Below are 25591 nucleotides of genomic sequence, written 5' to 3' on the forward strand. Positions count from 1 at the left end.
GAAGGGAGGGGCCGGTATGGAACAAAAACAGCCCGGGCACAGCCCGAAAGCCCAGAAAATTCAGGACCGGATTATTTTAGGCACGATTTGGGTCGTGTCAGCGCTTGTCATTGCGCTCGTTGTCGGAACCGTCATGAATTATATTTGGATGTTTAAATAAAAAAGAGTCTGTGCCGGTATGACACAGACTCTTTTTTATATTATTTTTCAAACATGCTTGTAGAATGCAGTGGCTGGACGCGCGCTTTCGGGTCCATGTAAGCCTTCGCGTTGTTCACGGCTGTCGGAGCTTCGCCGAAACCGCTGGCGATCAGCTTGACTTTGCCTTCATATGTGCAGATATCTCCGGCGGCAAAGAAGCCTTCAATATTCGTTTCCATCGTGCTTTTGACGACGATGGAATTTTTCTCGATGTCAAGGCCCCAGTTTTTAATCGGGCCGAGAGAAGAAACAAAGCCGTAGTTTACGATCAGGTCATCAATTTCAATGATTTCTTTACGGTCGCCTTTCACTTCTTCGAGAACGAGCTGTTCGATCCGGTCTTCACCGACAAGTTCAGCGGGAACAAACGGTGTCAGCACGTTGACTTTAGAATTATGCAGGTTTTCGACACTGTGCTCATGCGCGCGGAATTTATCACGGCGGTGGATGATGCTGACTTCTTTAGCAATCGGCTCAAGCATGAGCGCCCAGTCAACAGCGGAATCGCCGCCGCCCAGAACGGCAACGCGTCTGCCTGCGAATTGATTGAGGTCGTCAATGAAGTAGTGCAGGTTTTTGCTTTCATATTGTTCCGCTGATTCCAGCTCAAGCTTTCTCGGCTTAAATGCGCCGTTTCCCGCGGTGATAATGACCGTTTTTGAATAATGCGTTTCTGAATTCGTGACAAGCTTAAACACACCGTCCGCCTGTTTTTCAACAGATTCGACGGCCTGCTCTAAGCAGATGGTCTGATCGAACTTTGCCATTTGCTCTTTTAAGTTGTTCACAAGTTCCTGGGCGCGGATTTTCGGGAATCCGGCTACATCATAAATATATTTTTCAGGGTACAGCGCGCTGAGCTGGCCGCCAAGCTGAGGCAGGCTCTCGATGATTTTGACGCTCGCCTGTCTCATTCCCCCGTAAAAAGCGGTAAACAGGCCGACCGGGCCGCCGCCGATGACCGTAATATCATAAACCTTTGAATCCTCTTGCATACCAAATTGCCTCCTAATTGAAAATTGTTATTAATTATAACATAGAATTTGAAAGGATGACGAGTGCCGAAAACCGCCCGGCCGCTTCATTCTTGAAAAAAATTGCGGCCGCCGCTAAGATGGGGACAAATTCCAATCTGTTTTTTCCTGAATGTTTTCCGATTCTTCCGGATAGTATGGTGATATGCAGACATGTGCGGTTTTCTAAAAAATTTTATATTTCATTTCATAAAATCCCGCCAATAAGCTGAAGCTAATACAAATGTTGATTTGATTATGCGTCTAACAGCAAAAAAAAGAAGGTGGATGTGATGGCATTGAATAAACCCAAAATCGTGGTTTTAGGTGCAGGTTATGGTGGATTAATGACAGTAACAAGGCTTCCGAAGCATATCGGGGCAAATGACGCCGACATTACTTTGGTCAATAAACACAATTATCATTATGAAACGACATGGATGCATGAAGCGAGCGCAGGAACGCTGCATCATGACCGCTGCAGATATCAAATAAAAGATGTAATCAATGAATCACGGGTCAAATTTGTGCAGGATACCGTAAAAGCGATAGATGTGCAAAATAAAAAGGTGACGCTTTCACAAGGGGACATCCCTTATGATTATCTCGTCATCGGGCTTGGCGCCGTCCCTGAAACATTCGGGATTAAAGGCTTAAAAGAATTCGCTTTTCCGATCGCGAATATTAATACGTCGCGCCAGCTGAAAGACCATATTGAGCTCCAATTTGCGACATACAATACGGAGGCCGAAAAACGCCCTGACCGCTTAACCATCGTTGTCGGCGGAGCGGGCTTTACGGGAATTGAATTTCTCGGTGAACTTGCGAACCGCAAGCCGGAGTTATGCAGATATTATGATATAGATGAAAGTCTCGTCCGGATCGTCTGTGTCGAGGCCGCCCCGACGGTTTTGCCGGGATTTGATCCGGAGCTTGTCGATTACGCCGTTCAATACCTTGAGAGCAAAGGCGTTGAATTTAAAATCGGCACCGCGGTTCAAGAATGCCGTGCAGACGGTGTCACAGTCGGCAAGAAAGATGAAGAGCCGGAAGAAATCAAATCGCAGACCGTTGTCTGGGCCGCGGGCGTGCGCGGACATCCGATCGTGGAGGAAGCGGGTTTTGAAAATATGCGCGGCCGTGTCAAGGTCAACCCTGATCTTCGGGCGCCGGGACATGATGACGTTTTTATTCTCGGCGACAGCTCGCTCTTTATCAATGAAGAGACGGAACGGCCGTACCCGCCGACTGCTCAGATCGCGATGCAGCAAGGAGAAACGGTCGCTAAAAATCTGGGCGGTTTGATTAAAGGAGGCCAGCTTGAAGAGTTCAAGCCTGACATTAAAGGAACCGTCGCCTCCCTCGGTGAGCATAACGCTGTCGGAGTCGTATACGGCAGGAAGCTCAAAGGCATGCCGGCGTCCTTTATGAAAAAGGTCATTGATAACCGCTCGCTCTTTATGATCGGCGGGCTGGGCCTGACGCTGAAAAAAGGGAAGTTTAAATTCTTCTGAAAACCCGCAGCCGCGGGTTTTCTCTTCTTTTAAAAAAGAGCGCTATAAAAAGCATGTAAAAGAAAAAAATGAATGTTTCCGCTTACATGAGTTGTTATGTTACATATTCTGACTTGTTGCTTGACAAGTAAATATGATATATTATCAGAAAATTAAGAAAAAGGGTGATCCGCATGAAAACGACAGCAAAAAGCACGGCGGCGTGTCCGTTCTGCTCAGGTAAAGGGTATTTTCAATTGCTTCTTGGCGGCTCCGAAACATGTCCCTCCTGCCAGGGAAGCGGCAAAGAGAGACGCTGATTTTTCCAGACGTTGACTTTTTTACCGCCCCCGAGGTACACTGAAAGTGCTGTAGGGGGTGGATGTTTGTGATTAGTTTGCCGGTTGTCCTGATCTCAATCGTACTATTTTTTGTACTGTTTTTCGGCATAGGCTTTCTGTTGAACATGCTGCTTAGAATGTCGTGGATTATGGCTGTTGTCTATCCGATTGTATGCCTTTTCATTATCAGCAATAAAAAGATGATCAGTTACGTGCAGGCGCCGGGGGAATCCTTTCAAAGCCTGTTTCAGCGCATCATGTCATTAGCGGTTGCGGATGTCGTGATTTTGGCGGGCGGACTGGCGGGAGCCATCATGTCAGGCATTGCCATAAAGGCGCTCAGAAAAAGAGGATATCAAATGTTTTAAGCCGCTTTCTTATTCAAGAAAGCTTTTTTTGTGTCGCGGCGCTTTTTGTATAGCACCTCACCGAGTTGGGAACAATGACTCGGAGGAGAGTGATTTCAGATTGACGATAATCAGACGCGTATTCATGATCGTGCTCTTTTTGGGCGCATGCCATGCGACATACTTTTCCATAACCGGTGTTGAAGCAAAGGATCTGACAAATTGGATGACGGAACATCGCGGCGCCGTTTTGAAAAACATCGGCACTCCGTTTCAATCCTTACAGAATCAGCCGGAAAAGAAGGCATCAGGCAGGGTAAAGCCGCTGGAAGAAGCTTTTGACTGGGAACGCTATCCGTCACAAAAGGTGACGGCCACCGGTTATACCGCCGGAGCGGAATCTACCGGAAAATCTCCGGGTCATCCGCAGTACGGAATTACATATTCAGGCGTGAAGGTCAAACGCGATTTATATTCAACTGTTGCGGCCGATCCGTCTGTTTTCCCGATCGGGACGATTCTGTTTATACCGAATTACGGTTACGGGGTTGTCGCCGATACCGGCTCAAAAATTAAAGGCAGCCGCCTTGACCTCTACTTTGACACTGTCAAGGACGTCTATAACAATTGGGGCAAAAAAACACTTGAAGTCTACATTATTAAAAAAGGGAACGGCACAGTGACTGAGGATGAACTTGTAAAGCTGAACGAAACAAAGTCGCTGCAAGTGTTCAGAAATCAATACAAAACGGTAAAAGAATAAAAACGCTTCAGCATCCGCTGAAGCGTTTTTACATAAAGAAATAATCTAAAATCAATGTCAGCACAATACCGGTGACGCCGCCGAAGAACACTTCAATCGGCTGATGGCCGAGCAGCTCTTTCAATTTCTTCTGTTTTTCTTTCTCTTCCGCTTTCTGAAAGTCCTTCGCTTCGCTGACAAACCGATTAAAGTCGATGACCAGTTTATTAATGACTGTCGCCTGTTCACCCGCATGCCGCCTGACACCTGTAGCATCGAACATCGTAATGACGGCGAAAATCGCGGCGACTGCAAACAGGGGCGAGTCCAGTCCCTGTTCCAAAGCGATTCCGGTTGACAGCGCGGTGACGGCGGCGGAATGGGAGCTCGGCATGCCGCCGGTGCTCGTCACAAGAGACCAGTCAAGTTTTTTGGATACGATAAATTGAATAGGCACTTTTACAACTTGGGCAAAAATAATGGCGGCAAAACTCGCCAGTAAAGGAAAATTCATAAGTACATCCATATGCGACATCCTTTCTGTATCTGCTGATTCCGATCGTATCGAAAAACTGCAGAAAACGCCCTTAGTTTGGTAAAATAAAATCAATGAAAAATGTTTTTTCATTATACCACTTTACATAACAAATACCCACATAAGGAGTGTGTACTCATGTTTTATGCATCTGATCAACTGCGGCATCCCGAAACACTGGTCATCGGTCTTTTTCAAAAAAGCACGCTGAACGGATTTACGAAGGAATTGGATGATAAATTGGACGGTCATCTGACCCAGCTGTTAAAGGATGGTGATGTGTCCGCCAAACGCAATCGTGTATCAAAAGTATACCCTCCGGCTGCGACCGGTATGAAACGTATTTATTTTATCGGCCTGGGAAGAGAAGCGGATTATTCGTTTGAAGATACGAAAGAATGCTTTGCACGAGTATTTCAGCAGATTCATCAAGATAAAAAACAGGAAGTATCCGTGTTGCTCGATACATTCGTCTCCGGGGAAGTGCCTGCCGCCGATGCCGCTCATGCGCTTTCGGAAAGCTGTCTGCTTGCGGTTTATGAGGTGCAGGATTATAAACATAAATCGAATGAGCCGGATCAGGAACTGAAATCAGTCTGCGCCGTGACCGAAGAAGACCTGAGGGAAGTGCAGGCCGGCCTGAACGTCGGCGCGGCATACGGCCAAGGGACGAATTCAGCCCGCACGCTTGTGAATATGCCGGGTAATATGCTGACGGCCACTGATTTGGCGTCATATGCCGCTGAGCTTGCGGCAAAATACGACTTCGAGTGTGAAATTTTAGAAAAAGATGAAATGGAAGAGCTCGGCATGGGCGGGCTGCTTGCCGTTAACAAAGGCTCATCCGAACCGCCGAAAATGATCGTTCTGAAGTATCAGGGCAAAGATCAGTGGGAAGACGTCATCGGCCTGGTCGGTAAAGGAATTACCTTTGATACGGGCGGATATTCAATTAAGCCGAAAACCGGCATCGTCGGCATGAAAAGCGATATGGGAGGGGCCGCCTCGGTATTGGGCGCAATGGAAATTATCGGCGAACTCCGGCCTGAACAAAACGTGCTCGCCGTCATACCGTCTACCGACAACATGATTTCGTCCGATGCTATGAAGCCGGATGACGTCATCGTTTCGCTCAGCGGAAAAACCATTGAGATCCTGAACACCGATGCGGAAGGGCGTCTCGTGCTTGCCGACGGCATCACATACGCCAAGCAGCACGGAGCCTCTGTCCTTGTAGACGTCGCAACGTTAACGGGCGGTGTCATTGTCGCCTTAGGGAACGAAATGACGGGCGCCATGACCAATCACGCCGCTTTTTATGAACAGGTGGAGGAATCGGCGAAAGAATCCGGCGAGCCGATCTGGCAGCTTCCGATTACAGAAAAGGATAAAAAACGGGTGAGAAACAGTCAGATGGCTGATTTGAACAATTCTCCGGGAAGAGAAGGCCACGCGATTATGGCGGGGGCATTCCTTGGTGAATTCGCGGAAAACACGCCGTGGGTTCATCTCGATATTGCGGGAACCGCGACAGCGAATACAGCGACATGCTTCGGCCCTGCCGGCGCAACAGGCGTCATGGCAAGGACGTTGGCTGTTTTGACTGAGCGGTTTACGCCCGAAAGATAACAGCATCCCGCTGCCTTGATGCAGCGGGTTTTTTGATTTCCAAAATCTTTAGTTGACTAAAGCGCGGAATGTATGTTAACTTTAATTATCTACTACATTAGCAAACTAAAGGATTTTTGGAGGGACTCATCAATGAATGCTGTTGTTGTCGCAGTATTGCTTATGCTCGTCTTAAGCCTGCTGCGTGTCAATATTATTATAGCTTTAATGATCGGCGCGCTTGCCGGCGGGCTGACCGGCGGCTTAGGCCTCGGAGAGACGGTGAAGGCTTTTACGGACGGTCTCGGCGGAAATGCCACCGTCGCGGTCAGCTACGCGCTGCTCGGAGCATTTGCCGCGGCGCTGACGAAGACGGGGCTTCCCGATGCAATGGTGGAAGCGTCTGTCAAACTAATCGGAAAAAAGGAAGATTCGCGGAAAAAAGCACTGTCAAAAGTGTTAATCGTACTGGTTATTTTAATCATATCCTGTTTCTCGCAAAACGTGGTGCCCGTTCACATTGCGTTTATTCCTGTATTGATTCCGCCGCTTTTAAAAATATTTAACGAACTTGAAATAGACCGCAGGCTGATCGCGTGTGTGATGACATTCGGACTGACTGCGCCGTATATCGTTCTGCCTGTCGGATTCGGACAGATTTTCCAGGGGATGCTGAGAGATAATATGGCGTCAGCCGGTTTAAAGGTGCCGCTCAGTGATATTCCGTATGCTTTAATCATCCCGACGGCCGGGATGGTAGTCGGTTTAATTTTATCCGTCATCGTCTTCCGGAAACCGAAGAAATATGAGACGAAGGAGATTGCCGGACTGTCGTCTTCTCCTTATACGAAAAAAAGCATTGCCATCGCCCTGATCTCCATTGCCGTGTCGCTTGCCGTTCAGCTCTATCTGTCACAAGTGCTCGGAGTGGAAGGTATGATCATGGGCGCGCTTGCCGGCTTGTTTACGCTGTTTATCAGCGGAGTCATGAAGCGCAATGAAGCGGATAAGCTGATCACGGACGGCATGATTCTGATGGCTTTTATCGGGTTTGTCATGCTTGTTGCGGCCGGTTTTTCAAATGTATTGAACAAAACGGGCGATGTGGCTTCCTTGGTCAAAGCATCAACAGGCTTTATCGGTCACAGTCAATCATTAGGCGCGCTCCTGATGCTGGTGGTCGGTTTATTAATCACGATGGGAATCGGATCATCATTTGCAACCGTACCCGTCATTACGACCATATTTGTCCCGCTGTGCGCTCAGCTCGGATTCAGCCCGATGGCGACGATCGCCGTAATCGGAGCGGCCGCCGCGGTCGGTGATGCGGGTTCTCCTGCAAGTGACAGTACGCTCGGGCCGACGTCAGGCCTCAGCGCCGACGGACAGCACCACCACATTTGGGATACGTGCGTACCGACATTTATTTTCTATAACATTCCGCTTGTGATATTCGGCTGGATTGCCGCACTTGTTCTGTAAAAAAAGGCTCCCGGAAAGGGGAGCCTTTTTGTATGCTGAGAACATCTTACGCCGGATTTCTGCTGAACCCCGTCGCTTTATGAATAGACCTGTATACGGCAGGCGCGATAGATGCCAATAACAGTGCTAAAATGATATCTTTTATGAAAAACCATATCATGTAAAACCAGGCCATTCCGTAGCTGATCGGAGCATGAAGCCATAATTTCAGCGCAATATACGTATAGGTCGTGCCAATGATATAAATGACGGCGGTACCGATCAAAGAGGCCCATGCATAATGCAGGCGGCCGGGTTTTTTTGGTTTTTCCAGCAGCCATCCGGCTGCAAATGCCGCCGGGATGTAAGCGAGAATGAACCCGCCGCTCTTTCCGATAAACGGCGCAAAGCCTGCTGAGAATTGAGCGAAAACAGGCGCCCCAGCGAGTCCGGCCAATGCGTATACCGTCATTGCAATGGCTGCCCGTCTGGCGCCGAGAAGCATCGCGGCTAACAGACAAAAGAAAGGCTGCAGCGATAACGGAATTCCCGCAACTTGCAAAAAAGGAGCCATTGATGTAATGTTGGCGCCGACGGCCATCAGGGCGGCGAACATGCCGATTAGCGCCATATCGCCCGCGCGAAGGTTGCGTTGTGTCATTTGTTTTTCCCCCTTACACTTGTACCAGATTAGCGTAATCGAAGGGTGATTGATTGTCAACAAAGATTTAATACAGGTTTACTAAATGGAGGGAGCCATATGTTTTTCGGGAAAACGAAACAAACAAAACAGTCGGAACGGATTCCGCCAAATCAAAATGTCACAACGAAGTTTCCCGTGCTTCACGCCGGAAATGTTCCTTATTATGAAGATATGTCAAAATGGAATCTGCAAGTGTACGGGCTTGTTGACCGTCCTATGCTGTTAAGCTTTAAAGATATCAAAGCCTTTCCGGAAGCCGAAGTGAAAAATGATATTCATTGCGTCACGGGCTGGTCCCGTCTTGATAATATCTGGCAGGGAATACGCGCAAAAGACATCGCTGAGAAAGCGGGTGTGCACAAAGAAGCGGGATTCGTCATTCTGCACGCTGAAGAGGGCTGGACGGCCAACCTGCCGCTTTCTGATTTTACGCGGGAAACATCCCTGCTGGCATATGCGCATAACGGCGAGCCGTTAACGCCAGAGCACGGCTATCCGCTCAGAGGCGTTTTCCCCCATCTTTATTTTTGGAAAAGCGCAAAATGGCTGCGCGGCATTCAGTTCACAAAGGAAAACCACCCCGGCTTTTGGGAGAAAAACGGCTACCATATGAGGGGAGATCCATGGAAGAATGAGCGCTTTACATGGGATTAAGCCCCTATCCCTATATAGTTCTTAGGTACCTTATTGAAATAAGGTGCTTTTTTTATATCAAAAATCCATTGACTTTGTTTGGCAAAAAACCTATTATTTGAGGTGTCTTTTGATATTGAAAATCATTATCAATAAGGATAGATAAAGCAATTGCCACAAAGGGGATGAACACATAATGGACGGAAAACAAATAAAGCGGGGTTTCGCGCCGGCCGGCCGATACGCGGTTCCGGGCACAGAAGTAAGAGAAATGCGCTCAAAAGGAGGCCGTACGTATCGTATCTTTGTCTCTTTACCTCAGGAAGAACCGCCTGCATCCGGCTTCCCCGTCATATACCTGCTCGATGCGAATTCCGTGTTCGGCACAATGGCCGAAGCTTTGCGGGTGCAAAGCCGGCGGCCTGAAAAAACAGGCGTTGTTCCGGCGGTGATTGTCGGAATCGGCTACCCGACAGATCAGCCGTTTTCCGCCGAACGGCACAGTGATTTTACGATGCCGCTTTCTGAATCAGAATTGCCGGTGCATCCGCGCGACGCGGCATGGCCCGAACAGGGAGGGGCGGAAGCGTTTCTGGAGTTTATAGAAGAAGAAGTAAAGCCCGCGATGGAGCGGGATTATCCGATCGACAGAGACAGGCAGACGATTTTCGGCCATTCGCTGGGCGGTCTTTTTGTGCTGCAAGTGCTTTTGACGAGGCCGGACATGTTCCAGACCTATGTTGCGGGAAGTCCGTCAATTCATTGGAACAAGCGTTTTATTCAGGAAAACGCGGAACGTTTGTCAGACCGGCTCTCTGCGGAAAATCTTCAAGTCAGCGTATTGCTGGCTGCGGGAGAAATTGAAAAAACACATAAAAGCAGAATCCCGCAGCACGCAGAGGCGCTGTACTCTTTATTATCCGGGTTTGAAGATGATGGAGTCCGCGCTGAATACAGCGAGTTTGAAGGAGAGGGCCATATTTCTGTCCTGCCCGTTTTAATCAGCAGAGCCCTGCGTTTCTGCCTGAATCCGGGAGGGCCGCATACCCCGTATTCTCCCGCATGAGAAAAAACAGGCCCTTCGAACTAAATGCGGCTGATTCTAATTTTCTAATTGACTGCGTGTTTTGATTTGGATATGATTGTCTTGAATCATAATTGATAATGATAATCATTATCAATATAGAAAGGGAATGATAATATGGACGCATTGGGAATGAAAGGGAAAACAGCCGTTGTCACCGGCGCCGCTCAAGGCATCGGGGAAGCAACAGCGCTTGCCCTTGCTGAACAAGGCGTAAATGTGGCAGCTATAGATACAAATGAAGACCTGCTTCCCGGGCTTACTGACAGACTCCGGCAAAAAGGCGTGCAGGCGCAGGGGTTTGCCGCAGATGTATCTGACAGTGCGGCTGTCAATGATATCATCGCCGCCGTTGAACGCGACATGGGGCCTATTGAAATATTGGCGAACGTTGCGGGCGTGCTGCGGCCGGGTCCGGTGCAATCCCTTAGTGATGAAGATTGGGATCAAACATTTTCTGTTAATACGACCGGCGTATTTCATGTATCGCGGGCTGTAAGCCGGTACATGATTGAGCGTCAAAAAGGCGCCATCGTTACGGTCGGTTCGAATGCAGCCGGCGTTCCGCGTGCTTCCATGGCGGCTTATGCGGCGTCAAAAGCGGCTACCGCCATGTTTACGAAATGCCTCGGACTGGAGCTTGCGGCCTATCATATCCGCTGCAACATCGTATCTCCCGGTTCAACGGAAACCGACATGCAGCGTGCGCTGTGGCGGGATGAAAACGGAGCACAGGACGTTATCAGAGGTTCGCTTGATACATATAAAACGGGAATTCCGCTTCAAAAGCTGGCAAAGCCTTCTGATATTGCAAATGCCGTTTTGTTTCTGGCCTCTGAACAGGCAAGCCATATCACGATGCATGATTTATGCGTGGATGGCGGCGCTACTTTAGGCGTTTGATGTAACGAGAAGGAGGGATAATCATGACAAATCAACATGTATTGACGGAAGTGTCTGCAAAAGAGGTGCTGGACGCTTACAAGCCCGGGGCGTTCTTTTTAGCTTCCCCGAAAAGTACGCTCCTTGCAGAAGGTGTGTTTGCAAAAGTGCCGGATGCAGACGCGGAGAACCAGCTGGACTCACTGCCTGAACGTGTGAGACAGACGCTTCTTGAGGCAAAGCAAGCCGGCATCAAACATCCGATTGCGGCCGGCGCCATTCCTTTTGACGGCAGAAAAGCTTCCCGGCTTTTTGTACCGAAGAATGTCCATACGGCAGGCCCGCTTTCGTTTGCGGAATCTTCCGCAGAAAAGCCGCAATCCAATACATATGACATCCGCCCCGTTCCGGAGCCTGAGGGCTTTATGAGCGGTGTGGAACAAGGCGTATTCAACATTACGGACGGTCCGCTCAGCAAAATCGTGCTGTCAAGGACGCTTCATCTGACCGCTGAAAAGGATATCGACATTCCTCAGGCCGTCAAGCATTTGGCGCAGCACAACCCGCGCGGCTATACATTCGCTGCGGATGTGACGGGAACGTCAGAAACAAGAAAAACGCTTTTCGGCGCAAGTCCTGAACTGCTGCTGTCCAAAAACGGAACATCGATTCTGTCCAATCCGCTGGCAGGTTCCAGACCTCGCAGCACAGATCCCGCCGAGGATCAGAGAAGAGCGGAAGAACTGCTGCAATCAGCAAAAGATCTGCATGAACATGCCGTAGTCGTGGCCGCCGTGGCCGCCGCCCTAAAACCGTTCTGCCGTGTGCTTGATGTGCCGGAAAAACCGTCACTCATTAAAACTGAGGCGATGTGGCACCTGTCCACCGAGGTAAAGGGAGAGCTGCGTGATCCGTCAACGACATCACTTGAGCTGGCCATCGCCCTGCATCCGACGCCCGCGGTATGCGGAACGCCGACGGATGCGGCGAGAGAAGCGATTCAGGATATTGAACCGTTTGACCGCAATTTCTACACGGGAATGGCGGGCTGGTGTGATGCTGAAGGCGACGGAGAATGGATTATCGCACTCCGCTGCGCCGAAGCGGAAACAAGGTCTCTCCGGCTCTTTGCGGGTGCCGGGATTGTCGCCGGATCAAAGCCGCAGGATGAATTGGACGAGACATCGGCGAAATTCCGCACTATGCTCCGGGCGATGGGGCTTTACCAAGATGAGTTGTAAAAAAGGAGGGAACGGATCGTGCTGACTGGATTTACGCCATGGCCGGAAGAATGGGCTGACAAATACCGAAAAGACGGCTGCTGGAAGGGTGAGACGTTCGGAGGAATGCTGAAAGAGCGTGCGGCTTTATACGGAAATCAAACTGCCGTGACGTGTAAAGATGTACATTGGACCTACAAAGAATTAGATGAAAGGGCCGATCGTTTAGCGGCGGGGCTGCATAAGCTCGGAATTCAAAAGGAAGACCGCGTTGTCGTGCAGCTGCCGAATATCGCTGAGTTTTTTGAAGTGATTTTCGCGCTGTTCCGTCTCGGAGCACTGCCCGTTTTCGCGCTGCCTTCTCATAGAAGCAGTGAGATTACGTATTTCTGCGAGTTTGCAGAGGCGAAAGCATACATCATTCCTGATACGCATTCAGGTTTTGATTACAGGGCGCTGGCCAGACAGGTGAAAGACAAACTTCCGGATTTGGCGCATGTCATTGTGGCCGGCGAAGCTGAAGAGTTTCAGGAACTGAGCAGCCTGCATAGAGAGCCTGTTCAGCTGGAAGAGGTAAGCCCGGCGGAAGTCGCCTTTTTACAGCTTTCAGGAGGCAGTACGGGGCTGTCCAAGCTGATTCCGCGAACACACGACGATTACATATACAGTTTGCGCCTCAGCGCGGAAATATGCGGCTTGGATCATCACAGCGTTTATTTGGCCGCTCTGCCGACAGCGCATAATTATCCGCTCAGCTCGCCCGGTGTGCTGGGAACTTTATATGCCGGAGGCCGGGTTGTTCTGTCACCGACGCCGAGTCCGGATGACTGCTTCCCGTTAATTGAAAAAGAACGTGTCACGATTACAGCGCTCGTCCCGCCGCTTGCGATGGTGTGGATGGACGCATCCGGTTCACGAAGTGATGATTTATCAAGCCTTCAAGTGCTGCAGGTGGGAGGCGCCAAATTCAGTGCTGAGGCCGCCCGCCGCGTAAAGAGCGCTTTCGGATGCATCCTACAGCAGGTTTTCGGAATGGCGGAAGGATTGGTGAATTATACGAGACTGGATGATCCTGAAGAGATCATTGTCAATACGCAAGGCAGACCGATGTCACCTTTTGATGAGGTCAGGGTTTTAGACGATGACGGGCGGGATGTCGCCCCCGGTGAAGCGGGACATTTGTTTACACGCGGCCCTTACACGATTCGCGGATATTATAAAGCGCCTGAACATAATGAAAGATCATTCACAGCCGACGGATTTTATCAGACCGGCGATATCGTCAAACTGACGGCGGACGGCTATATCATCGTCGAAGGACGTGCGAAAGATCAAATCAATCGGGGCGGCGAAAAGATTGCCGCTGAGGAGGTGGAAAATCACCTTCTGGCCCATCCTGCCGTTCATGATGCGGCCATGGTTTCAATGCCGGATGATTTCCTTGGGGAGCGGTCCTGTGTGTTCGTCATTCCGAAAGGAGAAGCCCCGAAACCGGGAGAGCTGAAAGCATTTTTACGTGAGCGCGGATTGGCGGCATATAAAATCCCCGACCGGATTGAATTTATCGCTTCTTTCCCGAAAACCGGCGTCGGCAAGGTCAGTAAAAAGGATCTTCGCGAAACGATCGCCCAAAAAGTAAAGCCGGCTGAAATCAAACAATCTTAAAAAAAGGAAGTGTTTACATTGGCTATACCGTCTATTCCCGCATATGCGCTGCCGACAGCGTCAGATATGCCTGAAAATAAAGTATCGTGGACGCTGAATCCGAAACGAGCGGTGCTTCTGATTCATGACATGCAGAATTATTTCGTCGATGCTTTTGCGAAAGGTGAGGCTCCGATCACGGAGGCGGCTCAGAATATCAAAAAAATAAAAGAACAATGCAAAGCACTCGGCATTCCGGTGGTGTATACCGCGCAGCCGGGCAGCCAAGACCCGGCGGACCGCGCGCTGCTGACGGATTTTTGGGGGCCGGGGCTGAAAAGCGGGCCTTATGAAGAAAAGGTCATTCCGGAGCTTGCCCCGGATGATCAGGACATTGTCCTCACAAAGTGGAGATACAGCGCGTTTAAACGGACGAATCTCCTTGACATCATGCGTGAAAGCGGCAGAGACCAGCTCATGATTACGGGAATTTATGCACACATCGGCTGTCTCGTCACAGCCTGTGAAGCATTTATGGATGATATCCAAAGCTTCTTTATCGGAGACGCCGTTGCTGATTTTTCTTCAGAAAAACATAAGATGGCCATCGAATATGCGTCTCAGCGCTGCGCTTACACGGCTTTGACAAACGAAGTGCTGGAGCTGCTGGGCGGCGCGCCGGTTTCTGAAGGAGAAGGGAAGACTTCCGCCGTATTGACAAAAGACCGGGTGCGGGAACAAATTGCGGCGATTCTTCAAGAATCACCGTCTGATATTCCGGATCATGAAGACCTGCTGGACAGAGGCCTTGATTCCGTCAGAATCATGAGCCTTGTCGAACAATGGCGCCGTGACGGAGCTGAAGTGACGTTTGTTGAACTGGCGGAGAACCCGACGCTTGAAGAGTGGTGGAGACTTCTTTCTTCCCGATCTCAAAAAGTCTTGCCGAACGCAGATTATTTATAAAGGGAGAGAATAGAATGCATGATACACAACAGCTGCCTCTGACAGGCGCACAGGCCGGTATCTGGTTTGCGCAGCAGCTTGATCCTGATAATCCGATTTACAATACAGGCGAGTACGTTGAGATAAACGGCGCGATCGATGTGAACATATTTAAAACCGCTCTCGAACGCGTGCTGACGGAAGCTGCGTCATTACACGCCCGCTTCGAAGAGGGAGCAGACGGGCCGAAGCAGATCATCAATCCTCCATTTGAGGCTGCGATCGATGTCATAGATGTGAGTTCAGAAGCTGATCCGAAGCAGGCCGCACTCAGACTCATGCAGACAGATTTGGCTGAGCCCGTTGATATGGCGGCCGGGCCTTTGTTCCGCGACATTTTATTTCAGGCGGGACCGGAACGCTTTTTCTGGTATCAGCGCATTCACCACATTGCGATAGACGGCTACGGTTTTTCACTGCTGGCACGGCGTACGGCGCAAATGTACACCGCAATACGGGAAGGACGTCCGGATAACGGGCGCTCCTTCGGCTCTTTGGAGGAGCTGGTAAAAGAAGAACAAGAATACCGCGCGTCTGATCAATTCCTGAAAGATCGGGAGTTTTGGATGGAGAAATTTGCGGATGAACCTGATGTCGTCAGTTTGGCAGAAAGAGCGCCGAGAACGTCAACAAGCTTTCGGAGAAGCACGGCTTATCTTTCTGAAACGGCTTTACAGCATGTAAAAGCGATTCCGAACTGGCATGAAGCCGTTACAGCCGCAGCGGCGGTATATGTCCACCGGATGACAAACGCGGGGGATATCGTGCTCGGTTTACCGATGATGGGGCGGATCGGCTCGATTTCACTGAATATTCCGAGTATGGTCATGAATCTTCTGCCTTTGCGGCTTTCTCTCCGACCGGATATGAATTTTCATGAGGCCGTCAGCCAAGTGGCAAAAGAAATCCGAAACATTCGGCGCCATCAGAAATACCGCCATGAAGACATGCGCCGCGACCTTAAATTGCTCGGAGAAAATCGCAGGCTGTTCGGCCCGCAAGTCAATGTGATGCCGTTTGACTACGCGCTTGATTTCGCCGGAGCGCCAGGCACCGTCCATAACTTATCAGCCGGGCCCGTTGATGATTTGTCAATTAACGTTTACGACAGAGCGGACGGAAGCGGAATGCGTGTGGACTTTGATGCGAATCCGGAAGTGTACAGCGCCGAAGATATTGAAAACCATCAAAAACGATTCCTGCTTCTGCTGGAATCCGCTGTGAAAGACCAGACACAAAAAATCGGCACACTCAACCTTCTGCCTGAAAGTGAACGTCTCTGCGTACTGGAAAGCTGGAATGACACGCGCAAGGCCGGGAAGCAGAAAAGTCTGCCGGAGCTGTTTTACGAACAGGCCGTAAAAACACCGGACCGGCCGGCAATCATCACCGAAAACGAAGAGCTCAGCTATGCCGAATTGAACAAGCGCGCGAACCAGCTTGCCGGCATGCTAAAGGAAAAGGGGCTTGGACCGGAACAATTTGCCGCTTTGCTGCTTCCGCGGTCACAGGAGTTGGCCGTGAGCATGCTGGCCGTTTTGAAAACGGGAGCCGCATACCTGCCGCTTGATCCTGATTTTCCTTCTGAGCGGATCACATACATGCTCAAAGATGCACAGCCTGCATGCCTGATTACAACGATGGACTTATCCGGCCGCATGCCGGAAGACAGTGATGCAAAAAGGATCATTCTCGATGACCCGGATACGGTAAAAACCGTTGCCGCTCAAAATGCTGACTGTCCCGCTCAGGCGGAATGTTCGCCTTTGCACCCCGCTTATATCATTTATACATCGGGCTCAACGGGCAAACCGAAAGGCGTAGTCGTCACATTAAAAAGCGTAAGCAATTTCCTCTTATCCATGCGGGAAATGTTCCCGCTCGGCGAACAAGACCGCCTGCTTGCCGTTACGACTGCGGCGTTTGATATTTCCGGACTAGAGCTCTTCCTTCCGCTCATCAGCGGGGCGGGGTGCGTCATCGCACGTAAAGAGACGATTCAGGAACCGCGGGCGCTTGCGCACATGATTCACTCATACGGTATTTCAATCATGCAGGCAACGCCGACATTGTGGCATTCATTAGTCACCAATGAACCGGATTCTCTCCGGGCGCTGCGGGTGCTTGTCGGAGGTGAGGCGCTTCCGAACGCGCTTATGCATGCTCTGCTTGAATCAGGCTGTACGGTGACGAATCTGTACGGGCCGACTGAAACAACAATCTGGTCGGCCGCACAGCCGCTTGCAAAAGACCATACGGGGGCGCCTCCGATCGGAACGCCGATTTGGAACACGCGGGTATATGTGCTGGACGCCGCATTGCAGCCCGTCCCGCCGGGAATCGCGGGCGAGCTTTATATCGCGGGCGAGGGGCTTGCCAGAGGTTATTATAACCGTCCTGATTTAACAGCTGAAAGATTCATTGCCGATCCGTACGGCCCCGAGGGCGCGAGGATGTATCGGACGGGAGATCTCGTGCGCTGGCGTGAGGACGGCTCGCTTGATTATATCAGCAGAGCCGATCACCAAATTAAAATCCGCGGGTTCCGGATAGAATTAGGAGAAATTGAGTCAGTGCTGTCGAAATATCCGGGTATTTCGCAGGCCGCCGTCATTGTCCGTGAAGACCAGCCGGGAGATAAGCGGCTGGCGGCTTACGCTGTTGCGGATCAGCCCCTTGATGTCGGCGGACTTCGTGCATATATGGCCGAAAGCCTGCCGGATTATATGGTGCCGGGCGCGTTTGTACAGCTGAAAGAATTGCCGCTGACGCCGAATAAGAAGCTCGATCGCAGCGCTCTGCCTGCACCTGATTTTTCCGCTGTCCTGTCTGACAGAGGGCCGCGGACGCCGCAGGAGGAAATATTATGCGATCTGTTTGCCGAGGTTCTCGGTCTCGCGCGGGTCGGAATTGATGACGGGTTCTTTGAATTGGGCGGACATTCGCTCTTAGCCGGACGCCTGATGAGCCGGGTCCGGGAGACGATGGGCGCAGAGCTTGGCATCGGCCGTCTGTTTGATACGCCGACCGTTGCCGGGCTCGCCGCACAGCTTGACACCGCAAAGAGTGCGCGGCCTAAGCTCAAGCCGTTTGACCGGCCGGAGCACATCCCGCTGTCATTTGCGCAGCTGCGTCTTTGGTTTCTCTACTGTCTTGAAGGGCCAAGCCCGACTTACAACATTCCGGTGATTGTCCGCATGTCAGGCAAGCTTGACCAATCAGCGCTGAAACACGCCTTTTACGATGTTGTCAGCCGTCATGAAAGCTTGCGCACCGTTTTTCCGGAAAATAAGGGATCATCTCATCAGCTCATTTTATCTGCTGAAGAAGCCCGCCCTGTGTTTACAGTGACACGTGCGGACAAAAACGAGCTCCAAGACATGCTTGCCGCTGCGGCACGATATCGGTTTGATCTCGCTAAAGAGCCGGCCGTCCGGGCTGAGCTGTTTGATCTTGGTGACGGCAAGTATACGCTGATGATTCTCCTGCATCACATCGCAGGTGACGGCTGGTCCTTGAATCCGCTCATGCGTGACTTATCCATAGCCTATATCGCCCGGCAAACAGGTAAAAAAGCAGAATGGGCGCCGCTGGCGGTTCAATATGCGGATTATGCGCTTTGGCAGCAGCAGCTTTTAGGCAGCGCGTCTGATTCTGAGAGCTTAATTGCGCGCCAGCTGGATTTCTGGAAGAAAACGCTTGAAAATGTACCGGATCAGCTGGAGCTGCCGTCTGATTTTCCGCGTCCCGCTGAATCAAGCTACAGGGGCGGCGTCATTCCGGTCAACATCGGCCAAGAGCTTCATGCCCGTCTTCTCTCACTTGCCAGAAATCAGCGCGTAAGCCTGTTTATGGTGCTTCAATCAGGGCTTTCCGCGTTACTGACCCGGCTCGGTGCAGGGACCGATATTCCGATCGGCAGTCCGATAGCCGGCCGCAGTGATGACGCATTGGGAGACCTTGTGGGTATGTTCATTAATACACTCGTACTGAGAACCGATACCTCTGGCGATCCGAGCTTTTGTGAGCTCCTTGAAAGGGTCAGGGGAATGAATCTCGCAGCATATGAACATCAGGACGTGCCGTTTGAACGTCTCGTGGAAGAATTGAATCCGGTTCGTTCCCGGTCAAGACATCCGCTGTTCCAAGTGATGCTCGCATTCCAAAATACGCCTGATCCTGTACTCAGTCTTCCTGATATGGAAACAAGCCTGCAAATCAGCAGTGTCGGATCGTCCAAATTTGATTTGACGCTGGAATTGGCTGAACAGCGCCATGACGACGGTACGCCTGCCGGTATTGAAGGTCTGCTGGAATTCAGTACGGACTTATTCAGAAAAGAAACGGCTGAAGCACTTGCCGGACGCCTGCTTCTTCTGCTCGAAGATGCCGCATCACATCCGGATAAACCGATCGGAAGCTTAACCATTCTTTCTGATGAAGAGCGCCGGAAGCTTTTGCCGGTTAAACGGGCAAAACAGCATATTCAGCCTCGGCAGACACTGCCTGAATTGTTTGAAATACAGGCCGCCGCAAAAGCGGATGAAACGGCGGCAGTATTTGAAGAGAGCGGGCTCACTTATCAAGAGCTGAATGAAAGAGCCAATCAGCTCGCCCACATGATGATTGCCCGCGGCGTCGGCCCGGAGCAGTTTGTCGCACTGGCGCTGCCGCGTTCTTTAGATATGATTGTCGGGCTGTTAGCCGTCCTGAAGACGGGGGCAGCGTATTTGCCGCTTGATCCTGATTATCCCGCGGACCGCATTGCTTTTATGTTACATGATGCCAAGCCTGTATTTATGCTCACCAACCGTGAAGGCGCAAGTAAGCTCTCTATCGAAAGCGGCATGCCGGCCTTCATCCTGGATGATCCGCAGAATAAGGAAACACTTCGGCAATATGCCGTCACGAACCCTGAGAATGCCGACCGGATTCGTCCGCTGTCACCGCTTCACCCGGCCTATGTCATTTACACGTCGGGATCAACAGGTGTGCCGAAAGGTGTCATCATTCCGCACAGCAATGTTATTCGGCTGTTTGAGTCGACGCGGCATTGGTATCACTTTAATTCTGATGATGTATGGACGATGTTTCACTCCTACGCTTTCGATTTCTCTGTCTGGGAAATATGGGGGCCGCTGCTTCACGGCGGACGTCTCGTCGTCGTGCCGCATGACATCAGCAGATCGCCGGAAGCGTTTCTGCATCTCCTCGTGAAAGAGCGAGTGACCGTACTTAACCAAACGCCGTCAGCGTTTTACCAGCTGATGCATGCGGAAAAAGAACACAAAGAGCTGGGGCGTCAGCTCGCACTCAGATATATCATCTTCGGCGGCGAGGCGCTTGAGCTGAGCCGGCTTGAGGATTGGTACAGCCGCCACGCGGACAATCAGCCGGTGCTCGTGAATATGTACGGCATTACGGAAACGACGGTACACGTCAGTTACCTTGAATTAGACAAAAACATTGCCGAACTGAGAGCAAACAGCCTCATCGGCTGCGGCATTCCTGATCTGAACGTATATGTGCTTGATGACCGGCTGGAGCCTGTGCCTCCGGGCATAACGGGTGAAATGTATGTTGCCGGAGGGGGCGTGGCACGAGGCTACTTAGGGCGGCAAAGCCTGACCGCCGAACGCTTTGTGGCTGATCCGTACGGCCCGCCGGGAACGAGAATGTACCGGACGGGGGATTTAGCCCGTCTGCGGACGGACGGTTCTCTTGATTATATGGGCAGGGCGGACCACCAGATTAAAATCCGCGGCTTCCGGATTGAATTGGGAGAAATCGAAGCGGTTCTCGTCAAACATCCGGATGTCGAGGATGCCGCCGCAGTCGTCCGTGAAGACCGGCCGGGAGATAAACGGCTGGCCGCCTACCTTGTCCGATCTGCCGGCAGCACCTTGGACACTGGGGACGTGCGCCGGTTTGCCGAAGAAAGCCTGCCGGATTACATGATTCCGTCAGCTTTTGTCCAAATGAATGAACTGCCGCTGACACCGAATGGAAAGCTTGACCGAAAAGCGCTCCCTGCGCCTGACTTCCAAACGGAGGTCACCGGCCGGGGACCGAGAACGCCGCAGGAAGAAATGCTGTGTGAGCTGTTCGCAGAGGTGCTTCATCTGCCGCGTGTCGGTATTGATGACAGATTTTTTGATTTAGGCGGCCATTCTTTGCTTGCGGTTCATTTAATGAGCCGTATTCGGGAAGCGATGGGAGCCGAGCTCAGTATCGGAACATTATTTGAAGCTCCTACGGTGGCAAGCCTTGCTGAAAGACTTGAGTCAGGAACGGGCACAAGCGCGCTTGATGTTCTTCTTCCGCTCAGAACGGCAGGAGAAGAAACACCGTTGTTCTGTGTCCATCCGGCCGGCGGTCTCAGCTGGTGTTATGCCGGGCTGATGTCTTCTTTAGAGGCTGATTATCCGATATACGGCTTACAGGCGAGAGGCATCGGAAAAAAAGAACCGCTTCCGCAAAGCTTAGATGACATGGCGGCGGATTATATTGAAAAAATCCGCACCGTGCAGCCGAAAGGGCCGTACCGTCTGCTCGGCTGGTCTCTCGGAGGGAATGTCATTCAGGCCATGGCGACACAATTACAGAGCCGGGGCGAAGAGGTTTCGCTTTTGGTGATGCTTGACGCGTATCCGAATCATTTTCTGCCGATAAAAAATGCGCCTGATGACGAGGAAGCCGTCATTGCGCTGCTTGCCCTGGGAGGGTACGACCCGGACAGCCTCGGGGATCAGCCGCTTGATTTTGACACCGCGCTGACCATTCTCCGCCGTGAGGGGAGCGCATTAGCCAGCCTGGACGAGTCAGTGATGATGAATCTGAAAGACACGTACGTTAATTCTGTCGGGCTGTTAGGAACATACAAGCCGAAGCCGTTCCACGGAGATGTGCTGTTCTTCAGATCCACGATTATTCCGGAGTGGTTTGACCCGATTGAGCCGGATACTTGGAAACCGTATATTACGGGGAAAATCGAGCGGTATGACCTAGACTGCCGCCATAAAGATATGTGCCAGCCGGGCCCGCTTGCCGACATCGGCGCGATTCTGGCAGAGAAATTAAACGGACGGCGTACAGTCCGGTAAAGAAAGGAAAGAGATGATATGACAAATCCATTTGAACGGGAAGACGGTTCATACCATGTGCTCGTCAATGCTGAAGGCCAGTACTCACTGTGGCCGGCCTATCTGGATGTGCCGGACGGCTGGGAAACCCGCCTGACGAATGAAACCCGCCCCGTTTGTCTCGAATATATTGAAACAAACTGGCGTGATATGAGGCCGGAAAGCCTGAAGCGGGCCGAAGCCGCTAAAATGTAATAAGAAAAGCCTGCCGTTATGGGACTGACCCCATAAGATGAGACAAACAAAAAACACCTTCAAGTTTGAAAACGGATGATTGTTAGCCGAAATTAGACTTGGAGGTGTTTTTTCTATGGGGACAAGAGTGAGTTATCCGGTTGAAGTGAAACAGAAGGCTGTAGAAATGAGATTGGCAGGCGTGCCTATGAAAGAGATCATGCAGGAATTGAATATTAAGAATAAGACACAGGTTCAGACATGGGTTAGATGGCATAAGACTGGGGATACACATCGATTCGAACAGCCTGTCGGAAAGCAATACACTTACGGAAAAGGCCCGGAGTATTCTTCCGAATTAGAGAAACTGCAGGCAGAAAATCGTTATCTGAGACAACAGAATGAAGTTTTAAAAAAGTGCAACGAATTGGAAAGGAAGCTGATAGCGAAACGCCAGTCGAGCTTGTAGAAGCATTGCGCGGCACAATGACCATACAGGATATCTGTATTCATTTAGGTATCTCACGAGCATCTTATTATCGTTGGAAGAAGAATCTGATGAAAGATAACCCTAAATACCATTTAGAAAAACAAATCGGCACGTTGTGCCGAGAACACAAGTTTCGATATGGCTATCGGAAAATCACAGCCATATTAAAAAAGGGAATGCGTGTGAATCATAAAACGGTTCAGCGCATTATGCAGAAGAATCAGTGGCAATGCCGGGTTAAGGTGAAAAAGCGCAAGAAAGATGGGCAGCCATATGCCGTGGCCGAGAATATATTGGATCGAAACTTTCAGTCTGAACGCCCTCTGGAAAAGCTAGTAACGGATATCACATATTTGCCTTATGGGCAGAAACAATTGTATCTTTCCAGTATATTGGATTTATACAATGGAGAAGTGATTGCTTTTACAATTGGCGATAGACAGGACACAGACTTTGTCTTACACACACTTGATCAGCTGCCCGCACTGCCAGAGAACTGCGTGTTACATAGTGACCAAGGTTCTGTTTATACATCTTATGAGTATCAGAAAGCTGTTAAAACAAAAGGCATTACCATGAGCATGTCCCGCAAAGGGACGCCCGCTGATAATGCCTCCATCGAATCGTTTCATTCCTCACTAAAGTCTGAAACGTTCTATCTTAACAGCATTGATCGAACTACGACGACCATCGTAGAACGCACTGCCATAGAATACATTCATTATTATAACAATATTCGTATTCAAACGAAACTAAACAGCCAATCGCCGATACAATATCGGCAATTGGCTGTATGAAGGTGTTTTGATCCCTGTCTCAAAAACAGGGGTCAGTCCCTTATCTCGGCAGGCTTTTTATGCGGACATCAGCCGTTAAGCTGTGTATGATCACAAAATGTATAAGGGTGGCCTTCTTCATCCGTGCACCATGACTGAGACAGAAAAGCCAAAAAGACCGCGGCCCACTGGTCTGCAAACTGGATTAAAATACCGCCGTCGTGCCACGTTCCGTTATCCTTCTTCCAGCGTGTATCAATTGGGTTTCCCTGATTCATATGAATATTATGCATGCCGTTTGTCGGCTTGAACCCGAAAATCTTATCAGCGCCCGGCTCCGGCCCAAATTTAGAGCCGTAAATATAGACGGTGGCTTTTTCTGATTTGGCTTTTTGCATGTACGTCTCAATAAAGTCATTTAAGTCATTATCCGGACCGGTGACTTCATGCGGGAGGGGCACCATGTTCCGGGGATCAAACAATCCGCCGCGGACATAATCCAGCGCCAGCTCACGGCTGGTTTCATCAATTGGGGTATATCCATACGGAATGTTCGGCAGCAGGGTGATCGCGCTTGCGTCAAAATGATCGCGTGCCGCATACAGAACCTCTGATTCTTTTGAACTTGACATGACATTGATCGCACAGCGATAGCGCGTATCAGGCTCGCCTAGCACCTCGACTTGAAAATGCGGAGAATCATCATCTGTTTCCCTTTTCATATCTAACACAGTGCCTTTTAATACACCATAGTGCTGAACAGCCATATGAATCCTCCTTTTTCTTCCGGGATATGAATTGATATTCGAGACAGGGGGCCGTTTTTCCTTTTGTGAGAAAGAAAAAAAGACAGCCCGCTGATCAGGCTGTCCTCTTCATCTCTATTAAGCTTTTGCAGCCGAACCTTGCATTGCTTTTTCAGCAGGCACGTAGTCATAGCCTAAGTCTCTGGCTACCGCTTCATACGTGACATGTCCGTTAGCCGTATTTAAGCCCGCTTTAAGCGCAGGGCTGTCTGCAATGGCTTGTGCCGCGCCTTTATTGGCGATTTGCAGCGCGTAAGGAACGGTTACATTCGTTAATGCGAGCGTAGACGTACGCGGTACGGCGCCCGGCATATTGGCGACAGCGTAGTGAACGACGCCGTGTTTTTCGTAAGTCGGATTATCGTGGGTTGTAATATGATCGACGGTTTCCACAATGCCGCCCTGATCGATGGCAACATCAACAATGACGGAACCCGGTTTCATTTGTTTAACCATTTCTTCCGTAACGAGAGTCGGCGCTTTGGCTCCCGGGATGAGCACGGCGCAGATCAGAAGATCCGCTTCCGCGACGGAATCTGCAATATTTACAGGGTTTGACATCAATGTTTTAATCTGATGCCCGAAAATATCATCAAGCTGACGCAGGCGGTCTGCGTTCAAATCGATCATTGTCACATCGGCACCGAGTCCGACAGCCATTTTCGCGGCATTTGTTCCGACACCGCCCCCTCCGATGATCGTGACTTTTCCGCGGGATACACCCGGTACGCCGGCTAATAAAATTCCTTTTCCGCCCTTTGGTTTTTCAAGAAACTGTGCCCCGATCTGCGCGGCCATTCTGCCGGCCACTTCGGACATCGGCGTAAGCAGCGGAAGGGAACGTCCGTCCGTTACCGTTTCGTACGCGATAGCTGTCACGCCTTTTTCTGTAAGCGCTTTAGCTAATTCCGGCTCTGCGGCTAAATGAAGATAAGTGAACAAGACCAGACCTTGACGGAAATACGCATACTCTTCAGCCAGCGGTTCTTTTACCTTCATGACCATTTCCGCATCCCATACTTGCTTTCTGTCCTCCAGAATTTCCGCCCCTGCTGATACATAATCTTCATTTGTAAAGCCGCTTCCGAGTCCCGCTCCGGATTCCACAAGAACCCGATGGCCGTTTCCGATAAGCTGTGAAACGCCTCCAGGTGTTAATGCCACTCGATTTTCATTGTTTTTGATTTCTTTTGGAACCCCGATAATCATGTCTGTTTCCCCCAATGTTTGTGTGATGCTTCAAGTGTAGCGCGATTTTTGCGAAAATTCTTTGTTTGAAACAGAAAATAAA

The 25591-nt window shown here is 50.5% G+C and carries 21 protein-coding genes; 16 read left to right on the forward strand and 5 right to left on the reverse strand.

What is annotated here, in order from left to right; all coding sequences use genetic code 11:
• The first annotated feature begins 16 nt into the window (after window positions 1-16).
• Window positions 17-160: a hypothetical protein gene (locus MJQ52_RS16055; RefSeq protein WP_003151982.1), complete on the forward strand. Its 144-nt coding sequence runs from the start codon at window positions 17-19 to the stop codon at window positions 158-160.
• Window positions 161-200: 40 nt separating this feature from the next.
• On the opposite strand, the gene yumC is transcribed toward MJQ52_RS16055, so the two are convergent.
• A complete protein-coding gene (gene yumC / locus MJQ52_RS16060) occupies window positions 201-1196 on the reverse strand; it encodes a ferredoxin--NADP reductase 2 (RefSeq protein WP_031378399.1) in 996 nt (331 codons plus the stop codon).
• A 311-nt stretch (window positions 1197-1507) separates the two neighbouring features.
• Between yumC and MJQ52_RS16065 the strand changes: the two genes are divergently transcribed.
• The 4 genes from MJQ52_RS16065 to MJQ52_RS16080 all read left to right on the forward strand — a co-directional run bounded on the left by MJQ52_RS16065 (window position 1508) and on the right by MJQ52_RS16080 (window position 4158).
• Window positions 1508-2728, forward strand: a complete 1221-nt coding sequence (locus MJQ52_RS16065; protein WP_007408709.1) for an NAD(P)/FAD-dependent oxidoreductase — start codon at window positions 1508-1510, stop codon at window positions 2726-2728.
• 173 nt (window positions 2729-2901) lie between these two features.
• Complete coding sequence (locus MJQ52_RS16070) at window positions 2902-3027, forward strand: YuiA family protein (protein WP_007408708.1); 126 nt, start codon at window positions 2902-2904, stop codon at window positions 3025-3027.
• Between the two features lie 68 nt (window positions 3028-3095).
• Window positions 3096-3416, forward strand: coding sequence for a YuiB family protein (locus MJQ52_RS16075; RefSeq protein WP_003151989.1), 321 nt, complete (start codon window positions 3096-3098; stop codon window positions 3414-3416).
• 100 nt (window positions 3417-3516) lie between these two features.
• Entirely contained in the window at window positions 3517-4158 is a 642-nt protein-coding gene (locus MJQ52_RS16080) for a 3D domain-containing protein (protein ID WP_003151990.1), read from the forward strand.
• Between the two features lie 28 nt (window positions 4159-4186).
• Here the strand turns inward: MJQ52_RS16080 and MJQ52_RS16085 are convergent, their stop codons facing one another.
• Window positions 4187-4663 (reverse strand): divergent PAP2 family protein, encoded by a 477-nt coding sequence (locus MJQ52_RS16085; RefSeq protein WP_003151991.1) that lies wholly within the window; start codon window positions 4661-4663, stop codon window positions 4187-4189.
• 147 nt (window positions 4664-4810) lie between these two features.
• Here MJQ52_RS16085 and MJQ52_RS16090 point away from each other — a divergent pair, with 147 nt between their 5' ends.
• Together MJQ52_RS16090 and MJQ52_RS16095 are read left to right on the forward strand one after the other, a co-directional pair.
• Complete coding sequence (locus tag MJQ52_RS16090) at window positions 4811-6301, forward strand: leucyl aminopeptidase (protein ID WP_094247533.1); 1491 nt, start codon at window positions 4811-4813, stop codon at window positions 6299-6301.
• A gap of 132 nt (window positions 6302-6433) precedes the next feature.
• The gene (locus MJQ52_RS16095) at window positions 6434-7762 is read left to right on the forward strand and encodes a Na+/H+ antiporter NhaC family protein (RefSeq protein WP_003151993.1); all 1329 of its coding nucleotides are present in this window, start codon (window positions 6434-6436) and stop codon (window positions 7760-7762) included.
• Window positions 7763-7808: 46 nt separating this feature from the next.
• On the opposite strand, the gene MJQ52_RS16100 is transcribed toward MJQ52_RS16095, so the two are convergent.
• Window positions 7809-8402 (reverse strand): biotin transporter BioY, encoded by a 594-nt coding sequence (locus MJQ52_RS16100; protein ID WP_434181837.1) that lies wholly within the window; start codon window positions 8400-8402, stop codon window positions 7809-7811.
• A 99-nt stretch (window positions 8403-8501) separates the two neighbouring features.
• Here MJQ52_RS16100 and MJQ52_RS16105 point away from each other — a divergent pair, with 99 nt between their 5' ends.
• From MJQ52_RS16105 to MJQ52_RS16145, 9 genes are all read left to right on the forward strand, one after another.
• Window positions 8502-9098, forward strand: coding sequence for a sulfite oxidase-like oxidoreductase (locus tag MJQ52_RS16105; protein ID WP_003151997.1), 597 nt, complete (start codon window positions 8502-8504; stop codon window positions 9096-9098).
• Window positions 9099-9273: 175 nt separating this feature from the next.
• Complete coding sequence (locus tag MJQ52_RS16110) at window positions 9274-10143, forward strand: alpha/beta hydrolase (protein ID WP_094247534.1); 870 nt, start codon at window positions 9274-9276, stop codon at window positions 10141-10143.
• Between the two features lie 135 nt (window positions 10144-10278).
• Entirely contained in the window at window positions 10279-11064 is a 786-nt protein-coding gene (locus MJQ52_RS16115; RefSeq protein ID WP_191073207.1) for a 2,3-dihydro-2,3-dihydroxybenzoate dehydrogenase, read from the forward strand.
• A 23-nt stretch (window positions 11065-11087) separates the two neighbouring features.
• On the forward strand, window positions 11088-12284 hold the full coding sequence (gene dhbC, locus MJQ52_RS16120) for an isochorismate synthase DhbC (protein WP_094247535.1): 1197 nt from the start codon (window positions 11088-11090) through the stop codon (window positions 12282-12284).
• A gap of 18 nt (window positions 12285-12302) precedes the next feature.
• Window positions 12303-13928, forward strand: coding sequence for a (2,3-dihydroxybenzoyl)adenylate synthase (locus MJQ52_RS16125; protein ID WP_094247536.1), 1626 nt, complete (start codon window positions 12303-12305; stop codon window positions 13926-13928).
• Window positions 13929-13946: 18 nt separating this feature from the next.
• Window positions 13947-14873: an isochorismatase gene (locus tag MJQ52_RS16130; protein WP_031378405.1), complete on the forward strand. Its 927-nt coding sequence runs from the start codon at window positions 13947-13949 to the stop codon at window positions 14871-14873.
• Between the two features lie 14 nt (window positions 14874-14887).
• Window positions 14888-22015 carry an amino acid adenylation domain-containing protein gene (locus MJQ52_RS16135; protein ID WP_434181838.1) on the forward strand — a complete coding sequence of 2376 codons (7128 nt, stop codon included), beginning with the start codon at window positions 14888-14890 and terminating at the stop codon, window positions 22013-22015.
• A gap of 18 nt (window positions 22016-22033) precedes the next feature.
• A complete protein-coding gene (locus tag MJQ52_RS16140; protein ID WP_109567161.1) occupies window positions 22034-22249 on the forward strand; it encodes an MbtH family protein in 216 nt (71 codons plus the stop codon).
• Between the two features lie 115 nt (window positions 22250-22364).
• A protein-coding gene (locus tag MJQ52_RS16145) for an IS3 family transposase (protein WP_099721935.1) occupies window positions 22365-23515 on the forward strand; the annotation gives its coding sequence in 2 pieces (ribosomal slippage) (window positions 22365-22638 and window positions 22638-23515; 1152 coding nt in all).
• Window positions 23516-23583: 68 nt separating this feature from the next.
• Here the strand turns inward: MJQ52_RS16145 and MJQ52_RS16150 are convergent.
• Window positions 23584-24261, reverse strand: a complete 678-nt coding sequence (locus MJQ52_RS16150) for a YukJ family protein (protein WP_039254039.1) — start codon at window positions 24259-24261, stop codon at window positions 23584-23586.
• A 117-nt stretch (window positions 24262-24378) separates the two neighbouring features.
• Window positions 24379-25509, reverse strand: a complete 1131-nt coding sequence (ald, locus tag MJQ52_RS16155) for an alanine dehydrogenase (RefSeq protein ID WP_070082293.1) — start codon at window positions 25507-25509, stop codon at window positions 24379-24381.
• Window positions 25510-25591: the final 82 nt, after the last annotated feature.

This window comes from Bacillus sp. jun7 (assembly GCF_051034795.1).
GTDB lineage: Bacteria > Bacillota > Bacilli > Bacillales > Bacillaceae > Bacillus > Bacillus velezensis.